The organism is Methylococcus geothermalis (genome assembly GCF_012769535.1).
Taxonomy (GTDB): Bacteria; Pseudomonadota; Gammaproteobacteria; order Methylococcales; family Methylococcaceae; genus Methylococcus; species Methylococcus geothermalis.
Map to the genome: position 1 here is coordinate 2,399,138 of NZ_CP046565.1, position 15,907 is coordinate 2,415,044.

A 15,907-nucleotide genomic window follows, 5' to 3' on the forward strand; every position below is an offset into this window, starting at 1 on the left:
GGCGACTCCATGATTCAAACGGGAACGCGCCGATCCAACCGCACGGCGCCGCAAAATACTTGAGAAATTGGGGGTTTATCTCGGTGTGGCGTTTATGTTAGCATACGCGGACTGATGAGACGGGTCTTCAGACCGGAGACCTCCGTCCCGAGCGGCGCCCCTTGCGGGCGTTTTTAGTTTCTGAAGGAACGGGATAATAACATTGGGCCTTGCGCCCTTTTTTTGTGGGCCGGAAACTGACCATGCGGATGCCCGAACACTTGCAGCGTTTGATCGAACCCGTCGTGACCGGACTGGGTTACGAACTGGCGGGAATCGAATTTGACGCTCGCGCCAGGATTCTGCGCGTTTATATCGACCGTCCCGAGGGGATCGGTCTCGACGATTGCTCGAAGGTCAGCTACCAGCTCAGCGGCATGCTGGATGTGGAAGATCCCATCCCCGGGCAGTATCAACTGGAAATATCCTCGCCCGGCCTCGACCGTCCGCTGTTCACCATCGAGCATTTCGAACGCTTCACGGGCCGCCAGGTGCGGCTTCAGACGGTACGTTCCCTGGATGGCCAGCGGCGGTTCAAGGGCCGTATCGCCGGCGTTCGCGAGGGGATGGTCGACATCGAGGACGAGAACGGCCTGCATGCCATCCCTTTCGACGCGATCGACAAGGCGCGATTGATACCCGAATTTGACATTTGAATTTTTGTAGGACGACCTGATGGCGAATAAAGAAATCCTGCTGGTAGTCGACGTGGTGTCGAATGAAAAGGACATCGAAAAAGAAGTCATTTTTTCCGCGATCGAAGAAGCGCTTCGCACCGCCACGATCAAGCGGCACGACGGCAAGTACGACGTGCGCGTGAGCATCGACCGCAAGACCGGCGACTACGAGACTTTCCGCCGTTGGCTGGTGGTGGAACCCCGTGAAGAATTCGGCGGCGGCGTCGAATTCCCGGAAAAGGAGATCCTGCTCGAGGAAGCGCGCAAAACCCATCCCGGCATCGCGGCCGGCGAGTTCGTGGAAGAGCCTTTCGACTCCATCGAGTTCGGCCGCATCGCCGCCCAGACCGCCAAGCAGGTCATCGTGCAGAAAGTGCGCGAAGCCGAGCGGAGGAAGATCGCGGACGCCTATCAGGGCCGAGTCGGCGAGCTGATCACCGGCGTCGTCAAGCGCATCGAGCGGGGCAACGTCTTTCTCGACCTCGGAGGCAATGTCGAAGCCTTCATCCCGCGCGACGAGATGATTCCCCGGGAATCGGTCCGCTCCGGCGACCGCCTGCGCGGCATCCTGAGCGCCGTCCGGCCCGATGTCAGGGGACCTCAGTTGTTCGTCAGCCGCACCGCGCCGGAACTCCTGATCGCCCTGTTCCGGCTGGAAGTCCCGGAGGTCAGCGAGAACCTCATCGAAATCAAGGGCGCGGCGCGCGATCCCGGCGTACGCGCCAAAGTGGCGGTCAAGAGCAACGACCCCCGGCTCGACCCGGTCGGCGCCTGCGTCGGCATGCGCGGTTCGCGGGTACAGGCCGTGTCCAACGAACTGGCGGGCGAGCGCATCGACATCATCCTGTGGAACGAAAACGAGGCCCAGTTCGTGGTCAATGCCATGTCGCCGGCCGAAATCGTGTCCATCGTCGTGGACGAAGACCGCCACAGCATGGACATCGCCGTCGCCGATGAAAACCTGTCGCAAGCCATCGGCCGCGGCGGCCAGAACGTGCGGCTGGCTTCCGAACTCACCGGCTGGACGCTCAACGTCATGAGCTCCACCCAGGCCAACGCCAAAACCCTGGAAGAAACCCAACGCCTGATCCAGACCTTCGTCGAGCAACTCGGCGTCGACGAAGACGTCGCGGAAATCCTCGTCAGGGAAGGCTTTTCCAGCGTGGAGGAATTGGCTTACGTGCCGAGCAAGGAATTGCTCGAAATCGAGGAATTCGACGAGGATATCGTGGAAGAATTGCGCAACCGGGCACGGGACGCGCTGCTCATCAAAGCCATCGCCTCCGAGGAAAAGCTCGAGGACACCGAGCCCTCGCAGGATTTGCTGGAACTCGAGGGCATGGACCGCGAACTGGCCTACCGCCTTGCGCGCCATGGCATTCGCACGCTGGAAGACCTGGCCGACCTGGCCGTCCCGGATCTTTTGGACATCGAAGACATGGAAGAGGCGAAGGCCGCGGCGCTCATCATGAAGGCGCGCGCCTCGTGGTTTTCCAAAGACTGAGGACGATTACCGATAAGGGGCTGAATCATGAGTGACGTAACAGTGAGACAACTGGCCGGGATCGTGGGCATTCCCCTCGACAGGCTGCTCCATCAGCTGGGAGACGCAGGTCTTCATATCTCCGACGCAGACGATGTGCTGAGCGATGCCGAAAAGATGAAGCTGCTCAACCATCTGCGGCAGAGCCACGGCAAGGTGCAGGAGAGTGTGACCGAGCCCAAGCGGGTCACCCTTCAGCGCCGCTCGGTAACCGAACTCAAGCAGGGCACGGTGCCGGGCAAGGGTGCCAAGACCATCAGCGTCGAAGTGCGCAAGAAACGCACCTATGTGAAGCGCAGCGAGCTGCCGGAAACCAGTGAGCGACTCTCCGAAGCCGAACAGGCGCGGCGGGCCCTGGAGGAGCAACAGCAGCGCGAACTGGCCGAGCAGGAAGCCCGCCGGCAACAGGAAGAACTGCGCCGGCAACAGGCCGCTGAAGAAGAGCGCCGCAAACGGGAGGAAGCGGCCCGAGCCGCCGAAGAACAGGCGCGCCTGAAAAAAGAGGAAAGCAAGCCGACTGCCGAGCGCGAAGCCCCGCCGTCCAAACCGGCCCCGGCCACCCCCTCCGCCCCGCGCCCCGCGCCGGAAGCTCGCCCCGCGGCTCCACGTCCGGTCGCCGCCAAACCCAAAGGCGAAGCGCCCCGAGGACACCTTGCCGAACGCGAAACCGAAGCCCGCGGTGAAAAACGGGGGGCTGGCCTCAGCCGCAAGGATGAATACCGCGAACTCCAGGGCGACGATTTCCGCAAAGGCGGCGGAAAAAAGAAAAAAACCCGATTCGGCAAGCCCATGGTCATGCCGGAGCAGAAACACGGCTTCGAGAAGCCGACCGCACCCATGGTGCATGAAGTCGCCGTTCCGGAATCCATCACGGTGTCGGACTTGGCGCAGCGCATGTCGGTCAAGGGCATCGAGGTCATCAAGACCCTGATGAAAATGGGGATCATGGCCACGATCAACCAGGTGCTGGACCAGGAAACCGCCATGCTGGTGGTCGAGGAAATGGGCCACAAGGCGTCCGCGCAGAAAGAAGACGATCTCGAGGCGGAAATCATGGCCAATCTCGCCGCCGAAGCCGAAGCCCCGCATCTGCCGCGTCCGCCCGTGGTCACCATCATGGGCCACGTCGACCACGGCAAGACCTCGTTGCTGGACTACATCCGCAAATCCCGGGTCGCCGCTGGCGAAGCGGGAGGCATCACCCAGCATATCGGCGCCTACCAGGTGAAGACCGACCACGGCTCGATCACCTTCCTCGACACCCCCGGCCACGCCGCCTTCACCGCGATGCGCGCACGCGGCGCCAAAGTCACCGACATCGTGGTGCTGGTCGTGGCGGCGGATGATGGCGTCATGCCGCAAACCAAGGAAGCCGTGGAGCATTCCCGCGCCGCCGGCGTGCCCATCGTCGTCGCCATGAACAAGATGGACAAGGCTGACGCCGATCCGGACCGGGTCAAGCAGGAGCTGGTCGGACTCAATGTGGTTCCGGAGGAGTGGGGTGGCGACGTGCAGTTCGTTCCGGTATCCGCCAAAACCGGCACCGGCATCGACGCCCTGCTGGACGCCATCCTGGTTCAGGCCGAAGTGCTCGAACTCAAGGCGCCGACCGATATTCCGGCCAGCGGCGTGGTTCTGGAATCGAAGCTGGAAAAGGGGCGTGGCCCGGTGGCGGACATCCTGGTCCAGCGCGGCACCTTGCGCAAAGGCGACTTCCTGCTGTGCGGCAAGGAAATCGGCCGCGTTCGCGCCATGTTCAACGAGAACGGCAAACCGCTGAAGGAAGCCGGCCCCTCGGCGCCAATCGAAGTGCTCGGCCTATCCGGCGCGCCGGACGCGGGCGACGAATTCATCGTGGTGGCCGACGAGCGCAAGGCCCGTGAAATCGCCATGCACCGCGAAGAGAAGCTGCGCACCACCAAGCTCGCCGCGCAGCAAGCCGCCAAGCTGGAAGACGTGTTCTCGCTCATGGGCGGCGAGGAAACCATCGATCTCAATCTGGTCATCAAGGCCGACGTCCAGGGCAGCCTGGAAGCCCTGCGCAGCTCGCTGACAGAGCTGTCCACGGACAAGGTCAAGGTGAAGGTGATCGGCGGCGGCGTCGGCGGGATCTCCGAAACCGACGCCAATCTGGCGCTGGCCTCCAACGCCATCCTGATCGGCTTCAACGTTCGCGCCGACGGCAGCGCGCGCAAGCTGATCGAGGAACGTGGCATCGACCTCCATTACTACAGCGTGATCTACAACGCCATCGACGACATCAAGAAATCGATCAGCGGCATGCTGGAACCGGAGTTCCGCGAGCAGATCGTCGGCATCGCCCAGGTCCGCGAGGTGTTCCGCTCCACCAAGTTCGGCACCGTCGCCGGCTGCTTGGTCATCGAAGGCCATGTCCGCCGCAACCTGCCGATCCGCGTGCTGCGCGACAACGTGGTCATCTTCGAGGGCCAGCTCGAATCGCTGCGCCGCTTCAAGGACGATGTCAACGAGGTCAAGTCCGGGATGGAATGCGGCATCGCCGTCAAGAATTACAACGACGTGCGCGAAGGCGACCAGATCGAGGTGTTCGAAAAGATCCAGGTCATACCGCATTGATACGGTGATCCCAGAAAATGCCTAGAGAATTCAGCCGCAGCGACCGGGTATCCGCCCAGATGCAACGGGAAATCGCGGAGTTTCTGCGCACCGGCATCGATGCGCCGGAACTCGGCATGATCACCGTCAGCGACGTCGAGGTCAGCCGCGACCTCGCCGTGGCCAAGGTGTTTGTGACCTTCCTGGGCGGGCGCCTGGAAACCAAGGCGGCCGTGAAGCGCTTGGGAGAATTCGCGCCTCAGCTCCGGCAAGCGCTGGGACGGCGGATGCGCATGCGCGTCCTTCCCGAAATCCGTTTCGTCTATGACGACTCCATCGAACGCGGCCTGCACATGGACCAGGTGCTGCGTTCACTGGACGGGGACGGCGAAACCTAAGACATGGGTTTGGCGTTGACGAGCCCGCTGTCGGGAATTCTGCTGCTCGACAAGAGTTCGGGGCTCACCTCTAACCGCGTCCTGCAATGCGCCCGTAGGCTGTTCGGCGTACGCAAGGCCGGCCATACCGGCAGCCTCGATCCCCTCGCCAGCGGCATCCTGCCGCTCTGCTTCAATGAGGCCACCAAGCTGTCCGGCTATCTGCTGGATTCGGACAAGCGCTATCGCGTTCTGGCCCGGCTCGGAGCCACCACCCACACCGGCGATGCCGACGGCGAGGTGCTGACGCGGTCTGCGATCCCCGCCCTCGACGAACCGGCGCTTCTCGCGCTCCTGGCGAGGTTCACCGGTCCCATCCTGCAGGTGCCGCCGATGTTTTCGGCCCTCAAGCACCAGGGAAAACGGCTCTACGAATTGGCACGCAAAGGCGTGGAAGTCGAACGGCAGGCGCGTTCGGTCACGATCTTCGGGCTCGCACTGACCGGTTGGGGTCCCGATCATCTGGAGCTGGACGTGCATTGCTCCAAGGGCACCTATATCCGCACCCTGGTGGAGGATATCGGCAACGCCATCGGTTGCGGCGCACATGTCGAAGTGCTGCGGCGGACGGCCGTCGCCGGATTTTCCGTCGATCAAGCCGTTACCCTGGACGAACTGGAAGCGATGACGCCGGCAGCCAGGCTGGCATGCCTGCGCCCGATGGACAGCATGGTGCCGCATTGGCCCGCGGTGCGGCTTGATGCCGAAACCTCCCGGCTTTTTCTGCACGGCCAAGCCGTTGCGGTCACCGACGCGCCCTGCGGCGATCTGCTGCGGGTCTATGACGAAGAACACGCGTTTCTCGGCATAGGCTGCAGCGACGGTCATGGCCGGGTGGCACCCAGGCGCGTGATCACCCCGCATGGTGGCGACGTGGAACCAAGGTCTCGATAACATCGTCTCGCTCGACTGCACCTTGTCCTTTTCCCGCCCCTGACGGTACAATTGGCGATTGTTCAAAAGGTTTTCAACGAGTTTTTTGGAGATTATCCCATGGCTTTCACAGCAGCAGAAAAAAGCGCCATCGTGCAGGAATTCCAACGCGCCCCAGGCGATACCGGTTCCCCCGAGGTTCAGGTGGCCCTGCTGACCAACCGCATCAATTACCTGACCCCGCACTTCGTCAAGCACAAGAAGGACTTCCATTCGCGCCGCGGCCTGCTCCGTCTGGTCAACCAGCGCCGCAAATTGCTGGACTACCTGAAGAGCACCGACAACGAACGTTACCGCACGCTCATCGAGCGGCTGGGTCTCCGTAAATAACTCTCGCCCGCCGATACCCCCAAGGAGAACCCGTGAACCCGATCCGGAAGCAATTTCAGTACGGCGATCATACCGTCTCGATGGAAACCGGCGAGATCGCCCGTCAGGCCGACGCCGCGGTCATGGTGGACATGGCCGGCACCGTGGTGCTGGTCACCGTCGTGGGGCGCAAAGAGGCGTCTCCCCACGTCGATTTCTTCCCCCTCACCGTCAATTATCAGGAAAAGGCCTACGCTGCCGGACGCATTCCGGGCGGTTTCTTCAAGCGGGAAGGACGTCCCAGCGAAAAGGAAACGCTGACCGCCCGCCTGATCGACCGGCCTATCCGGCCCCTGTTCCCGGACGGATTCACTCACGAAGTCCAGGTCGTCGCCACCGTCATGTCGCTGAACCCGGAAGTGGACCCGGACATCCCGTCCATGCTCGGCGCATCGGCCGCGCTGACGCTGTCCGGCCTGCCCTTCAAGGGTCCGATCGGCGCGGCCCGGGTCGGTTTCGTGAACGGCGCCTATGTCTTGAACCCGGACAGATCCGGCATGGAAGCTTCCGAACTCGACCTCGTGGTGGCGGGTACCGCCAACGCCGTTCTCATGGTCGAATCGGAAGCGCGGATACTCCCCGAGGAAGTCATGCTGGGCGCGGTCGTCTTCGGCCACGAACAGATGCAGGCAGCCATCCGGGCCATCAACGAGTTGGCCGCCGATGTCGGCGTCACCGCCTGGGACTGGGCGCCACCTGCCGTAGACACGGCGCTGGCCGCGGCCGTCGACGAACTCGCCCGGCCCGCATTGTCGGAAGCCTACAGCATCGCCGACAAGCAGATCCGCCAGCAGAAGCTCAAGGACGCCCGCAAGAGCGTGATCGATGCCCTCACCGCCGAGGGCGCCTACGAGGAAAACTCGGTAAAACGGCAGATCGAAAAGCTGGAAGAAGAGATCGTCCGCGGCAACATCCTCCGCCACGGCAAGCGGATCGATGGACGCGACCTCGCCACGGTCCGTCCCATCAGCATCCGCACCGGCATCCTGCCGCGGACCCACGGTTCGGCCCTGTTCACCCGCGGCGAAACCCAGGCCGTGGTCGTCGCGACTCTGGGCACCGGCCGCGATGCGCAGCTCATCGACGCGCTGGAGGGTGAGTACAAGGAAAACTTCATGCTGCACTACAACTTCCCGCCTTACTGCGTGGGTGAAACCGGCGCCATCGGCTCGCCCAAGCGGCGCGAGATAGGCCATGGGCGCCTGGCCAAGCGCGGGGTGCAGGCGATCATGCCGACGATGGACGAATTCCCCTACGTCATCCGCATCGTCTCGGAAATCACCGAATCGAACGGCTCCAGCTCCATGGCCTCGGTCTGCGGCAGCAGCCTGGCACTGATGGATGCCGGCGTGCCGACCAAGGGCGCCGTGGCCGGCATCGCCATGGGCTTGATCTTGGAGGGCGACGAATTCGCCGTGCTTTCGGACATCATGGGCGACGAGGACCATCTGGGCGACATGGATTTCAAGGTGGCCGGCACCCGCGACGGCGTCACCGCGCTGCAGATGGATATCAAGATCGACGGCATCACGCCGGAGATCATGCGTCAGGCGCTGCATCAAGCCCGTGACGGACGCCTGCATATCCTCGACAAAATGGCGCAATCCCTGCCGGCGCCGCGCAACGAAATGTCCGATTATGCGCCTCGCATCACCAGTTTCACCATCGACCCCAGCAAGATACGGGAAGTGATCGGCAAGGGCGGCGCGACCATCCGCGCCATCACCGAAGAGACCGGCACCAGCATCGACATCACCGACGACGGCGTCATCAAGATCGCCTCGGTCGACAAGCAGGCCGGTTTGGAAGCACGCCGCCGGATCGAGGACATCACGGCGGAAGTCGAGGTTGGCAAGGTCTACGAAGGCAAGGTGGCACGGCTCATGGACTTCGGAGCGTTCGTCACCATCCTGCCGGGCAAGGACGGACTGGTGCACATATCCCAGATTTCCGACGAGCATGTGGAGAAAGTCAGCGACAAGCTGGCGGAAGGCGATGTGGTTCGCGTCAAGGTGCTGGAGATCGACCGCCAGGGCCGGGTCCGGCTCAGCATGAAAGCCGTCGACTGATCTACCGTCGTCAGCACAAAAAACCCCGGCCTAGGCCGGGGTTTTTTGTGCCCGAAAGATCGGCGCGATCAATCGTCGCTGTTGAACACGCCGAGCAGCTGCAGCAGGCTGGTGAACAGGTTGAAGATCGTCACATAGAGCGATACGGTGGCCAGGATGTAATTGGTTTCGCCGCCGTGGATGATCGCGCTGGTCTGGAACAGGATCATCCCGGCCATCAGCACCACGAACATCGCCGATACCGCCAGGCTCAGACCCATCAGGCCCGGCACGAAAGCGGCGACCAGCCCGGCCAGAAAGGCGACCAGGATGCCGGCGGCCAACATGCCGCCGAGGAAGCCGAAGTCCTTGCGGCTCGTCAGCGCATACGCCGAAAGGCCCAGGAACACCGCCCCGGTGCCGCCCATGGCCATCATGACGAGCTGGGTGCCGTTGGCGAAGTGCGTGACATAGGCGTTCAGGATCGGGCCCAGGGTATAGCCCATGAAGCCGGTCAAAGCGAAGACCCACAGGATGCCGACGGCGCTGTTGGAAAACTTGTTGATCAGCCACAGCAGGCCGAAATAACCCACGAGGGTGATGACGATGCCCGGATGAGGCAGGGCGAGCGCCATGGAAGCGCCTGCGGTCACGGCGCTGAACAGCAGCGTCAGTGACAGCAGTGCATAGGTGTTGGTCAGAACCTTGTGGCGGGGCACGACGGCATAGACGCCGCGGCTCACGACCTGTTCACGGGGTGTACTCATGCTATCTCCTCAAGTTGTTTTACATTCACCCAATAGACCGCCTTATGTTAGCGGAGTTTCGTTGCAACCAGGCGCGATTTCACACGCCGATGTCCTCGTTCCATAGCGCGGGATAGGCGGCGATGAAATCCTGCATCAGCGCCATGCACTCCGCATCGTCCAGCACGGCCAGCTCCACGCCGCGCGACCGAAGGTAGGATTCCGGCCCCTGAAAGGTCCGGTTCTCCCCCGCGACGATGCGGGGAATGCGGTACAGCAGCGCCGCGCCACTGCACATGTCGCAGGGCGACAAGGTGCTGTAAAGCGTCGCTCGCCGGTAGTCCGCGGCACTCAGGCGCCCGGCGTTTTCCAGGCAATCCATTTCCGCATGCAGAATCGCGCTGCCCTGCTGGACCCGACGGTTGTGGCCCCGGCCCACGATCTCGCCGTCGATCACCAGCACCGAGCCGATCGGAATGCCGCCTTCTTCCAGCCCTTTACGGGCTTCGGCGAGGGCCGCCTGCATATAGATGTCCATGTCACCTCCATGGAACGGGGATAAACCGGCTATTCAACCAACCGCAAGCCCGGCGGCAGACCCTCGCCGAAGATGCGCTTTTCGTCTGCCGCGTCCAGCATTTTGACAACGGTCACCAGTTCCAGCCAGGATTCGGGCGAGCGGGATGCGGCCAGCTTTTCCGCCACCCGGTTTCTCAGCGAGGCATCGAGGTCGCGCTCGCGGTCGCCGGTGAGCCGCGCCATCATCGTCGCGGCGAAGGCGACGAAGCTCTGCTTCTTCCAGTCCCGCTGCAAGGCTTTTTCCAGCCAGCCTTCGACGACGTCGCTGCCGACCAGATTGTGGGCACTGCCGTGGAAGGGCGCGCGCGCACCGACCCTCCCCAAGGCCCACCACAGCTCCGCCGAATCCGGCGCCTTGTCCAGCCGCTGGAGGAGCCAGTCGCCCAGCATGGCCTTGTCCCCGGACGGCAGCCGCTCCAGCGATGCCGACAGCCGTAGCATGTCCTCGAAACCGCGCTTCCTGGCCAGCGCTTCGGCATTGCCCCGCCGTGCCCGGACCGGGTCGATGAAACCGGCCATGTCGGCGAAGATGCGCCGCTGCGCCTGCGCATCGAGGCCGCCGGCGACCCGCCGCCACAGTATCCACCACTCGGACCAGTTCTGCGCCTCGTTCACGAACTGCAAGCCTTGGGAATACAGGTTCCAGAGCTGCCCGACCCGCCAGTCATCGAGCGGCGCGCCGAATCCGGGCCTCAGGCAGTAGCCGGTCAGACTCAGCCAAAGCCTTTCGTGATCGGCCGAGCGGCGCCGGTGCGGGGCGCCTTCGAGCAGGGCCGCGAACAGCTCGCGGCACAGCGCGGTGTCCCAGTCCTCGCGTTTGCCCAAGATCTTTTCGAGATCGTTGCGCAAGGTTTTGACGGCCTTGGGATCGAGCTGGCGGGTCTTCTTGCCGAAAATCAGCGCGATGTGCTCCAGCGCCTCGGCGGCGCGCGGATGCAATCCCGTTGGCAGCGACGGTTGGGCGGCCCCCGGCCGGAGTTGCAGTTCGACGTTCCAGCGCCGGGCGGCATCGGCCACCGCCACGCATTGCAATTGCAGCGTGCCGATTTCGGTGAGATGCGCGGCAAGCCGCACCTCGATCTCGCCACCCTCCCCGCCCTCGAAAACCACGGCCAGCGGCGGCAGTTCGCCGAAGACACCTTCATCCAGCGCCACCAGGTCGCCGGGGGCGTGGCCGGAATCGACGGTCGAGGAGAACACATGAAAGCGCACCGGCTGGCCGACGCTCAGCAGAAAATGCCGCTGCTCCACCACCCATTCCCGCCCCTCGCCGGCGCCGCGCGGCAGGATGCACACGCCGCGGCGGGCGTCGCTGCCGCCATCTCCGACCAAGAGGTAATAGCTGCGGGCCGAACCGCTCTCGATCCGCTGCACCGCCAGTCCACGCCTAGCAAGTCCATAGGCTACGGCGCCGAAGGCGACGGCCTGGTCGGGGCGCTGATTCCGCAGCAGGACCGGCGCGCGCCCCGCCCAGGAGCCGACGACTTCGGCCATCCTTCCGGCGATCACCGGACTATGGAAAGCGCCGCCATTGAACAGCAAGCCGTCGGGCACGGCCGTCCCCGTCTCGCTCCGATGCTGGGCCAGGAATGCCGCGGCATGCCGGGTGATCGCCGGATCGGACGCATATGGCAGGCCGAATTCGACCACGCCGCTGCGCCGCTCCGGCACCGCCCCGGCTTCGACCCGCGGAAAGAATCCATCCAGGACGACCTCCAGCACTTCGCTCCGGCTCAATTCGACGGAACGGGCACCGCCCACGAGGCCGCCGCCCTTGCCGAGCAGGGTGACGGTCACGGCTTCCGGCCCCTGCTCCGCCAGCAGTTGCTCCTTCGCCGCCCGGCACCGTTCCGCCAGCAGGATCACATCGGTGGCCGACAGGCTGCGCTCCGCGCCGGTCAGGCGCGGCTCCAGCCGGTACGCCAGGGTCAGGTCGATGTTGTCCCCGCCCAGCATCAGATGGTTGCCCACCGCGATGCGTTCCAGCTTGGGTTCAGGCGCGCCCGCCCCGATGCGGATGAGGGTGAAATCGGTGGTGCCGCCGCCGACATCGCAGACCAGCAGCAGGCTCACGCCTTCCAGGGTCTCGGCGAGGCGGTCGCGGTGGGCCCACAGGAAGTCGTAACAGGCCGCCTGCGGTTCTTCGAGCAAACGGATTTTGGCGAGGCCCGCCTGGCGCGCCGCCTCGACCGTCAAGGCGCGGGCCGCATCGTCGAACGATGCCGGAATGGTGACGATGACTTCCTGCGCCTCCAGCGGATGACCCGGAAAGCGCAGGTTCCAGGCCTGCCGCACATGCAGCAGGAAACTCGCGGACGCCTCCACCGGCGAGACCTTGGGCACCGTATCCGGCGCGCCCCAGGGCAGGATCGCGGCGGTGCGGTCGACGCCTGCATGACACAGCCAGCTCTTGGCGCTGGCGACCAGCCGGCCCCGACTGCGGCTGCCGAGCTGGCGGGCCAGCTCGCCGATCACCGGGCGGCAACCCGGCGCCACTTCCTCCACCGGCCAGGGCAGCGCATAGTCGGCTTCGGCCAGTTCGCCTTCGGCCGGGTGGTAGCGTACCGAGGGCAGCAGCGGCCGTTCGGCGACCTGTCCCGGCGCCACCAGCTGTTCGATGGGAAACAGCTCGATCCGCGCGGCGTCCGCACCCTCGGCGTAGGCGACGACGGTGTGGGTGGTACCGAGGTCGATGCCTACGATGTAGCGTGGCGCGATGGAAGACATGCGAAATGCTGGCGCCCGAGAGAGGCGATGCCGGCCGCCGCCCCCCTTCGGTCAAAGTTTATTTGTTGAAGGACCAGAACGGCTTCCTCTCGCCCGGTTCGCCTCCGGCCTCCGGTTCTGGGTCGGCAGTGCCCAGATAAGGCGCTTCCGGAACCGCCTCGTCGAAAGCTTCCGCCGGCTTCTCGCCCTGGCGCACCTCGAACTCGACCTTCCAGCGCTGCTGGCCGTCGCGCGCCACGGCTTCGAGCTGGAGCGTGCCGACCTCGGTCACCTTCGCCGCCAGCCGCACCGGCACCACCTCGCCGGGCTGATGGCCTTCGACGGGCAGGGTCACCTCGATTTCGTCCAGTTCGTCGATCTCGTCCTCGCCCCAGTCTTCCATCCGCGTGCCGACCAAGTCCTCGCGGCGCAGCGTCGAGGCGAAGAAGCGGAAACGCACCGGCTCGCCGACCACCAGGCCGAACTCTTCGGGCGGCAACTCGGCTTCGGTGCCCTCTTCCATGCCGAACGGGGCGATGCACAGCGCTTGCAGCGGCGCGGGGAAGCCGGGCACGGCCGGCATCGCGCTCTCCACGCCGACGTAATAGGCCGCCGCCGTGCCTCCTCGGATGCGCACGCCCCGGCCCTTGCGCACATAGCCGTAATAGGCCGCGCCGCGGGCCACGGCCAGATCGAGATCGGCGCCGTGCAGCATCCTCGCTTCCGGCGCGCCGTCGGCCTGCAGCCAGCCGTTGAGCACTTCCAGCAGCCGCCGCCCCAGCGCCTCGGACTTGAAAACGCCGCCATTCAAGAGCAACGCGGTGGGATGGATGAAGCGTGCGCCGTCCGGCGACGAGAACCCTTCCAGCTCGTTGGCGGCGTTGACCTGCTTGCTCAGGAACCCGGCCAGATGGCAGGTGATGCGGGCGTCCTTGGCGTAGGGCAGGCCGATCGTGGTCAGACCGGTGCGGGCCTGGACCAGCGGCTTGTCCGCGATCGAAACCTTGGGGAAGAAGCCTTCGATCAGCGTCCGGTTGACTTCGTCCTTCGTCAGCGCGGTGCGGAGCGTCCCTCCGATCAGCGAGGAGCCGCGGCTGGGCACCACCACCGCCACCTCGGAGAGGTCCGGATCGGACAGCAGCGATTCCTTGGCGTCCCGGCAGCCGTGCATCAGCGCCTGCACCTGCCAGGCTTCGAGCTTCCTGCCCTCGCCTTCCAGCTTCAGCTTGAGACCGTAGGCCAGCGCCAGATCCATGTTGTCGCCACCCAGCAGGATGTGGTCGCCGATGGCGACGCGGTTGAGTTCCAGGTTGCCCTCGGCTTCGGTGACCGCGATCAGCGAGAGGTCGGTCGTGCCGCCGCCGACGTCGACCACCAGGATGATGTCGCCCGGCCGGACCTGCTCGCGCCAGCCGCCGCCGCTGCTCTGGATCCAGCTGTACAGTGCCGACTGCGGCTCTTCCAGCAGGATCGCCTGGCGCAGGCCCAGAGCGTGGGCCGCTTCCACCGTCAGCTCGCGCGCCGCCGGGTCGAACGAGGCCGGCACCGTGATGGTCAGGTCCTGCTCGCTCAAGGGATATTCGGGATGGCGCGCGTTCCAAGCATCGCGCATGTGGCGCAGATAGGCGATCGAAGCCTGCAAGGGCGAGACCCGCTGCACTTCTTCCGGCGACTGGATCGGCAGGATCGGCGCGCGGCAATCCACACCGCTGTGGCACAACCAGCTCTTGGCGCTGGCCACCAGGCGGATCGGGGTCTTGGAGCCGAGCTGGCGGGCCAGATCGCCGGTGATGGTCTCCGGATGCTCGTCCCAGGGCAGGACGACATCGCCGGGCGCCAGTTCGGCCTCGTGGGCCTGATACATGAAGGACGGCAACTGCTTCTTGTCGCCGACCGTACCCGGCGCGGTGAGCTGCGGAATGTCCAGGACTTCCAGCGGCGCGTTTTCGCCGTCGCAGCCGCTCAAGTCCACGTAGGCCACCACGCTATTGGTGGTGCCGAGGTCGATGCCGACCGAAAAGCGGGTCTCGCTCACAGTTCCACCTCTGCCGGGGCGATGATGCGGGTGTCATGGCCCTCCGCGACCTTGGGCAAGCGGATGTTTTCCACCTTCCAGCCGCGGTGCACCAGGGTGCCGGTGAACGGCGGCTCGCCCACGACGTTGCCGGCCAGCCGCACGCTGGCGGCATCGAAACCCTTGGGGAGCGTCAACCGGCTGCCTTCGGTCTCGGTGCGCACCGGCGCCAGCTCGAAGACCTGGCCGATCACCTTGCGGCAGCCCTCGTGCACCACCCGCGCCGCCGCGCCGATTTCGGCGTCGGAATACTGCGCCACGTTTTCCTGCACGAAATCCACGAAGCGCGCCTCCTTCTGCAACAAGGCCAGAAGCTGCAACGCGGCATCGGGGGTCGATTCCTTCAGCACCACGGTTTCCTTCTTCACCACCGGCTCAGGCAGCTTCGCGGGCTCGGCTACGGGGACGGCGGCGGGTGCAGCAGCCGCGGGCTCGGGCCTGCGCCGCAGCAGGGCGATCACTGCCACCGAAAGCAGGATGACTTGCACCAGCAGCAAGGCCACCACCACGGCGGCAAGGCCGACGTGCACCGCGTCCAGTTTCGCGGGAATCAGATTCAGATCAATTTCCATGGATTTCCCTTCGGGGTTTTTTTGAGGATTTTGGGAGGGCGTCTCGGCCGCGGCCGGCGGATTCGACTCGGACGCGCCCGCCGCCGCACGCATCGCCTGGGCGGACATCAGCAGTCGAACCAGCTCCCGGGCGCCCCGGGTGCGATGCGAGCGCATGTAGCGTTCACTGATCGAATCCGGCACATTCTCGGCATCGAACGCGGCTTTCATCGGCGCCAGCCGGCTTTCGCAGGTGTGCAGAATCCGGTCGGCCTGAAGGCGCGAATCCACACCCTCGTCGCCATGGGCGACGAATTCGCCGTTCAGGCAGTCCTGGTACGCCTTAGCCGCTTCATGCACCTTGGCCAGGGTCGCCTCCGACAGCGTCGACGGCTGCCACTCGCCCTCCGCACGGACGAGGCTCGACGCTGCCAGCGCCGCCACCAGCGCAGCAGAGGCCACGCATCGGGTATGCAGTCTTGTGTTTATCAAGGTTCGTCTAATCTTCGACAACAGCGGGGGGCGATTTTACGCCATGTCGGAGTGCTTCTCATGCACCTTGGGCCGATATGAGGCTGCCGCATCGGCATTGCAAGCATGCTAGCGGGAACGGTGCCGAATTCGGGAATGC

The 15,907-nt window shown here is 64.7% G+C and carries 12 protein-coding genes; 7 read left to right on the plus strand and 5 right to left on the minus strand.

Annotation, left to right across the window (positions count from 1 at the left end; genetic code table 11):
• Window positions 1-242 precede the first annotated feature (242 nt).
• From rimP to pnp, 7 genes are all read left to right on the plus strand, one after another.
• Entirely contained in the window at window positions 243-695 is a 453-nt protein-coding gene (rimP, locus tag GNH96_RS11165) for a ribosome maturation factor RimP (RefSeq protein WP_169603749.1), read from the plus strand.
• A 19-nt stretch (window positions 696-714) separates the two neighbouring features.
• Window positions 715-2,220: a transcription termination factor NusA gene (nusA, locus tag GNH96_RS11170; protein WP_169603750.1), complete on the plus strand. Its 1,506-nt coding sequence runs from the start codon at window positions 715-717 to the stop codon at window positions 2,218-2,220.
• Between the two features lie 27 nt (window positions 2,221-2,247).
• Window positions 2,248-4,854 carry a translation initiation factor IF-2 gene (gene infB, locus GNH96_RS11175; protein WP_169603751.1) on the plus strand — a complete coding sequence of 869 codons (2,607 nt, stop codon included), beginning with the start codon at window positions 2,248-2,250 and terminating at the stop codon, window positions 4,852-4,854.
• Window positions 4,855-4,871: 17 nt separating this feature from the next.
• The gene (gene rbfA / locus GNH96_RS11180) at window positions 4,872-5,231 is read left to right on the plus strand and encodes a 30S ribosome-binding factor RbfA (RefSeq protein WP_169603752.1); all 360 of its coding nucleotides are present in this window, start codon (window positions 4,872-4,874) and stop codon (window positions 5,229-5,231) included.
• A 3-nt stretch (window positions 5,232-5,234) separates the two neighbouring features.
• Window positions 5,235-6,164: a tRNA pseudouridine(55) synthase TruB gene (gene truB, locus GNH96_RS11185; RefSeq protein WP_169603753.1), complete on the plus strand. Its 930-nt coding sequence runs from the start codon at window positions 5,235-5,237 to the stop codon at window positions 6,162-6,164.
• A gap of 99 nt (window positions 6,165-6,263) precedes the next feature.
• Window positions 6,264-6,533 (plus strand): 30S ribosomal protein S15, encoded by a 270-nt coding sequence (gene rpsO / locus GNH96_RS11190; protein ID WP_169603754.1) that lies wholly within the window; start codon window positions 6,264-6,266, stop codon window positions 6,531-6,533.
• Window positions 6,534-6,565: 32 nt separating this feature from the next.
• Window positions 6,566-8,641, plus strand: a complete 2,076-nt coding sequence (gene pnp / locus GNH96_RS11195) for a polyribonucleotide nucleotidyltransferase (RefSeq protein ID WP_169603755.1) — start codon at window positions 6,566-6,568, stop codon at window positions 8,639-8,641.
• 68 nt (window positions 8,642-8,709) lie between these two features.
• Here the strand turns inward: pnp and GNH96_RS11200 are convergent, their stop codons facing one another.
• The 5 genes from GNH96_RS11200 to GNH96_RS16250 all read right to left on the minus strand — a co-directional run bounded on the left by GNH96_RS11200 (window position 8,710) and on the right by GNH96_RS16250 (window position 15,768).
• Window positions 8,710-9,387 carry a Bax inhibitor-1/YccA family protein gene (locus tag GNH96_RS11200; RefSeq protein ID WP_169603756.1) on the minus strand — a complete coding sequence of 226 codons (678 nt, stop codon included), beginning with the start codon at window positions 9,385-9,387 and terminating at the stop codon, window positions 8,710-8,712.
• A gap of 79 nt (window positions 9,388-9,466) precedes the next feature.
• Complete coding sequence (locus GNH96_RS11205) at window positions 9,467-9,904, minus strand: nucleoside deaminase (protein WP_169603757.1); 438 nt, start codon at window positions 9,902-9,904, stop codon at window positions 9,467-9,469.
• Window positions 9,905-9,933: 29 nt separating this feature from the next.
• Window positions 9,934-12,672, minus strand: coding sequence for an Hsp70 family protein (locus GNH96_RS11210; RefSeq protein ID WP_169603758.1), 2,739 nt, complete (start codon window positions 12,670-12,672; stop codon window positions 9,934-9,936).
• Between the two features lie 58 nt (window positions 12,673-12,730).
• On the minus strand, window positions 12,731-14,686 hold the full coding sequence (locus GNH96_RS11215) for an Hsp70 family protein (RefSeq protein WP_169603759.1): 1,956 nt from the start codon (window positions 14,684-14,686) through the stop codon (window positions 12,731-12,733).
• Window positions 14,683-15,768 (minus strand): DUF2760 domain-containing protein, encoded by a 1,086-nt coding sequence (locus GNH96_RS16250; protein WP_323848024.1) that lies wholly within the window; start codon window positions 15,766-15,768, stop codon window positions 14,683-14,685. Before GNH96_RS16250 ends, GNH96_RS11215 begins: the two co-directional genes overlap by 4 nt.
• Between the last annotated feature and the right edge of the window lie 139 nt (window positions 15,769-15,907).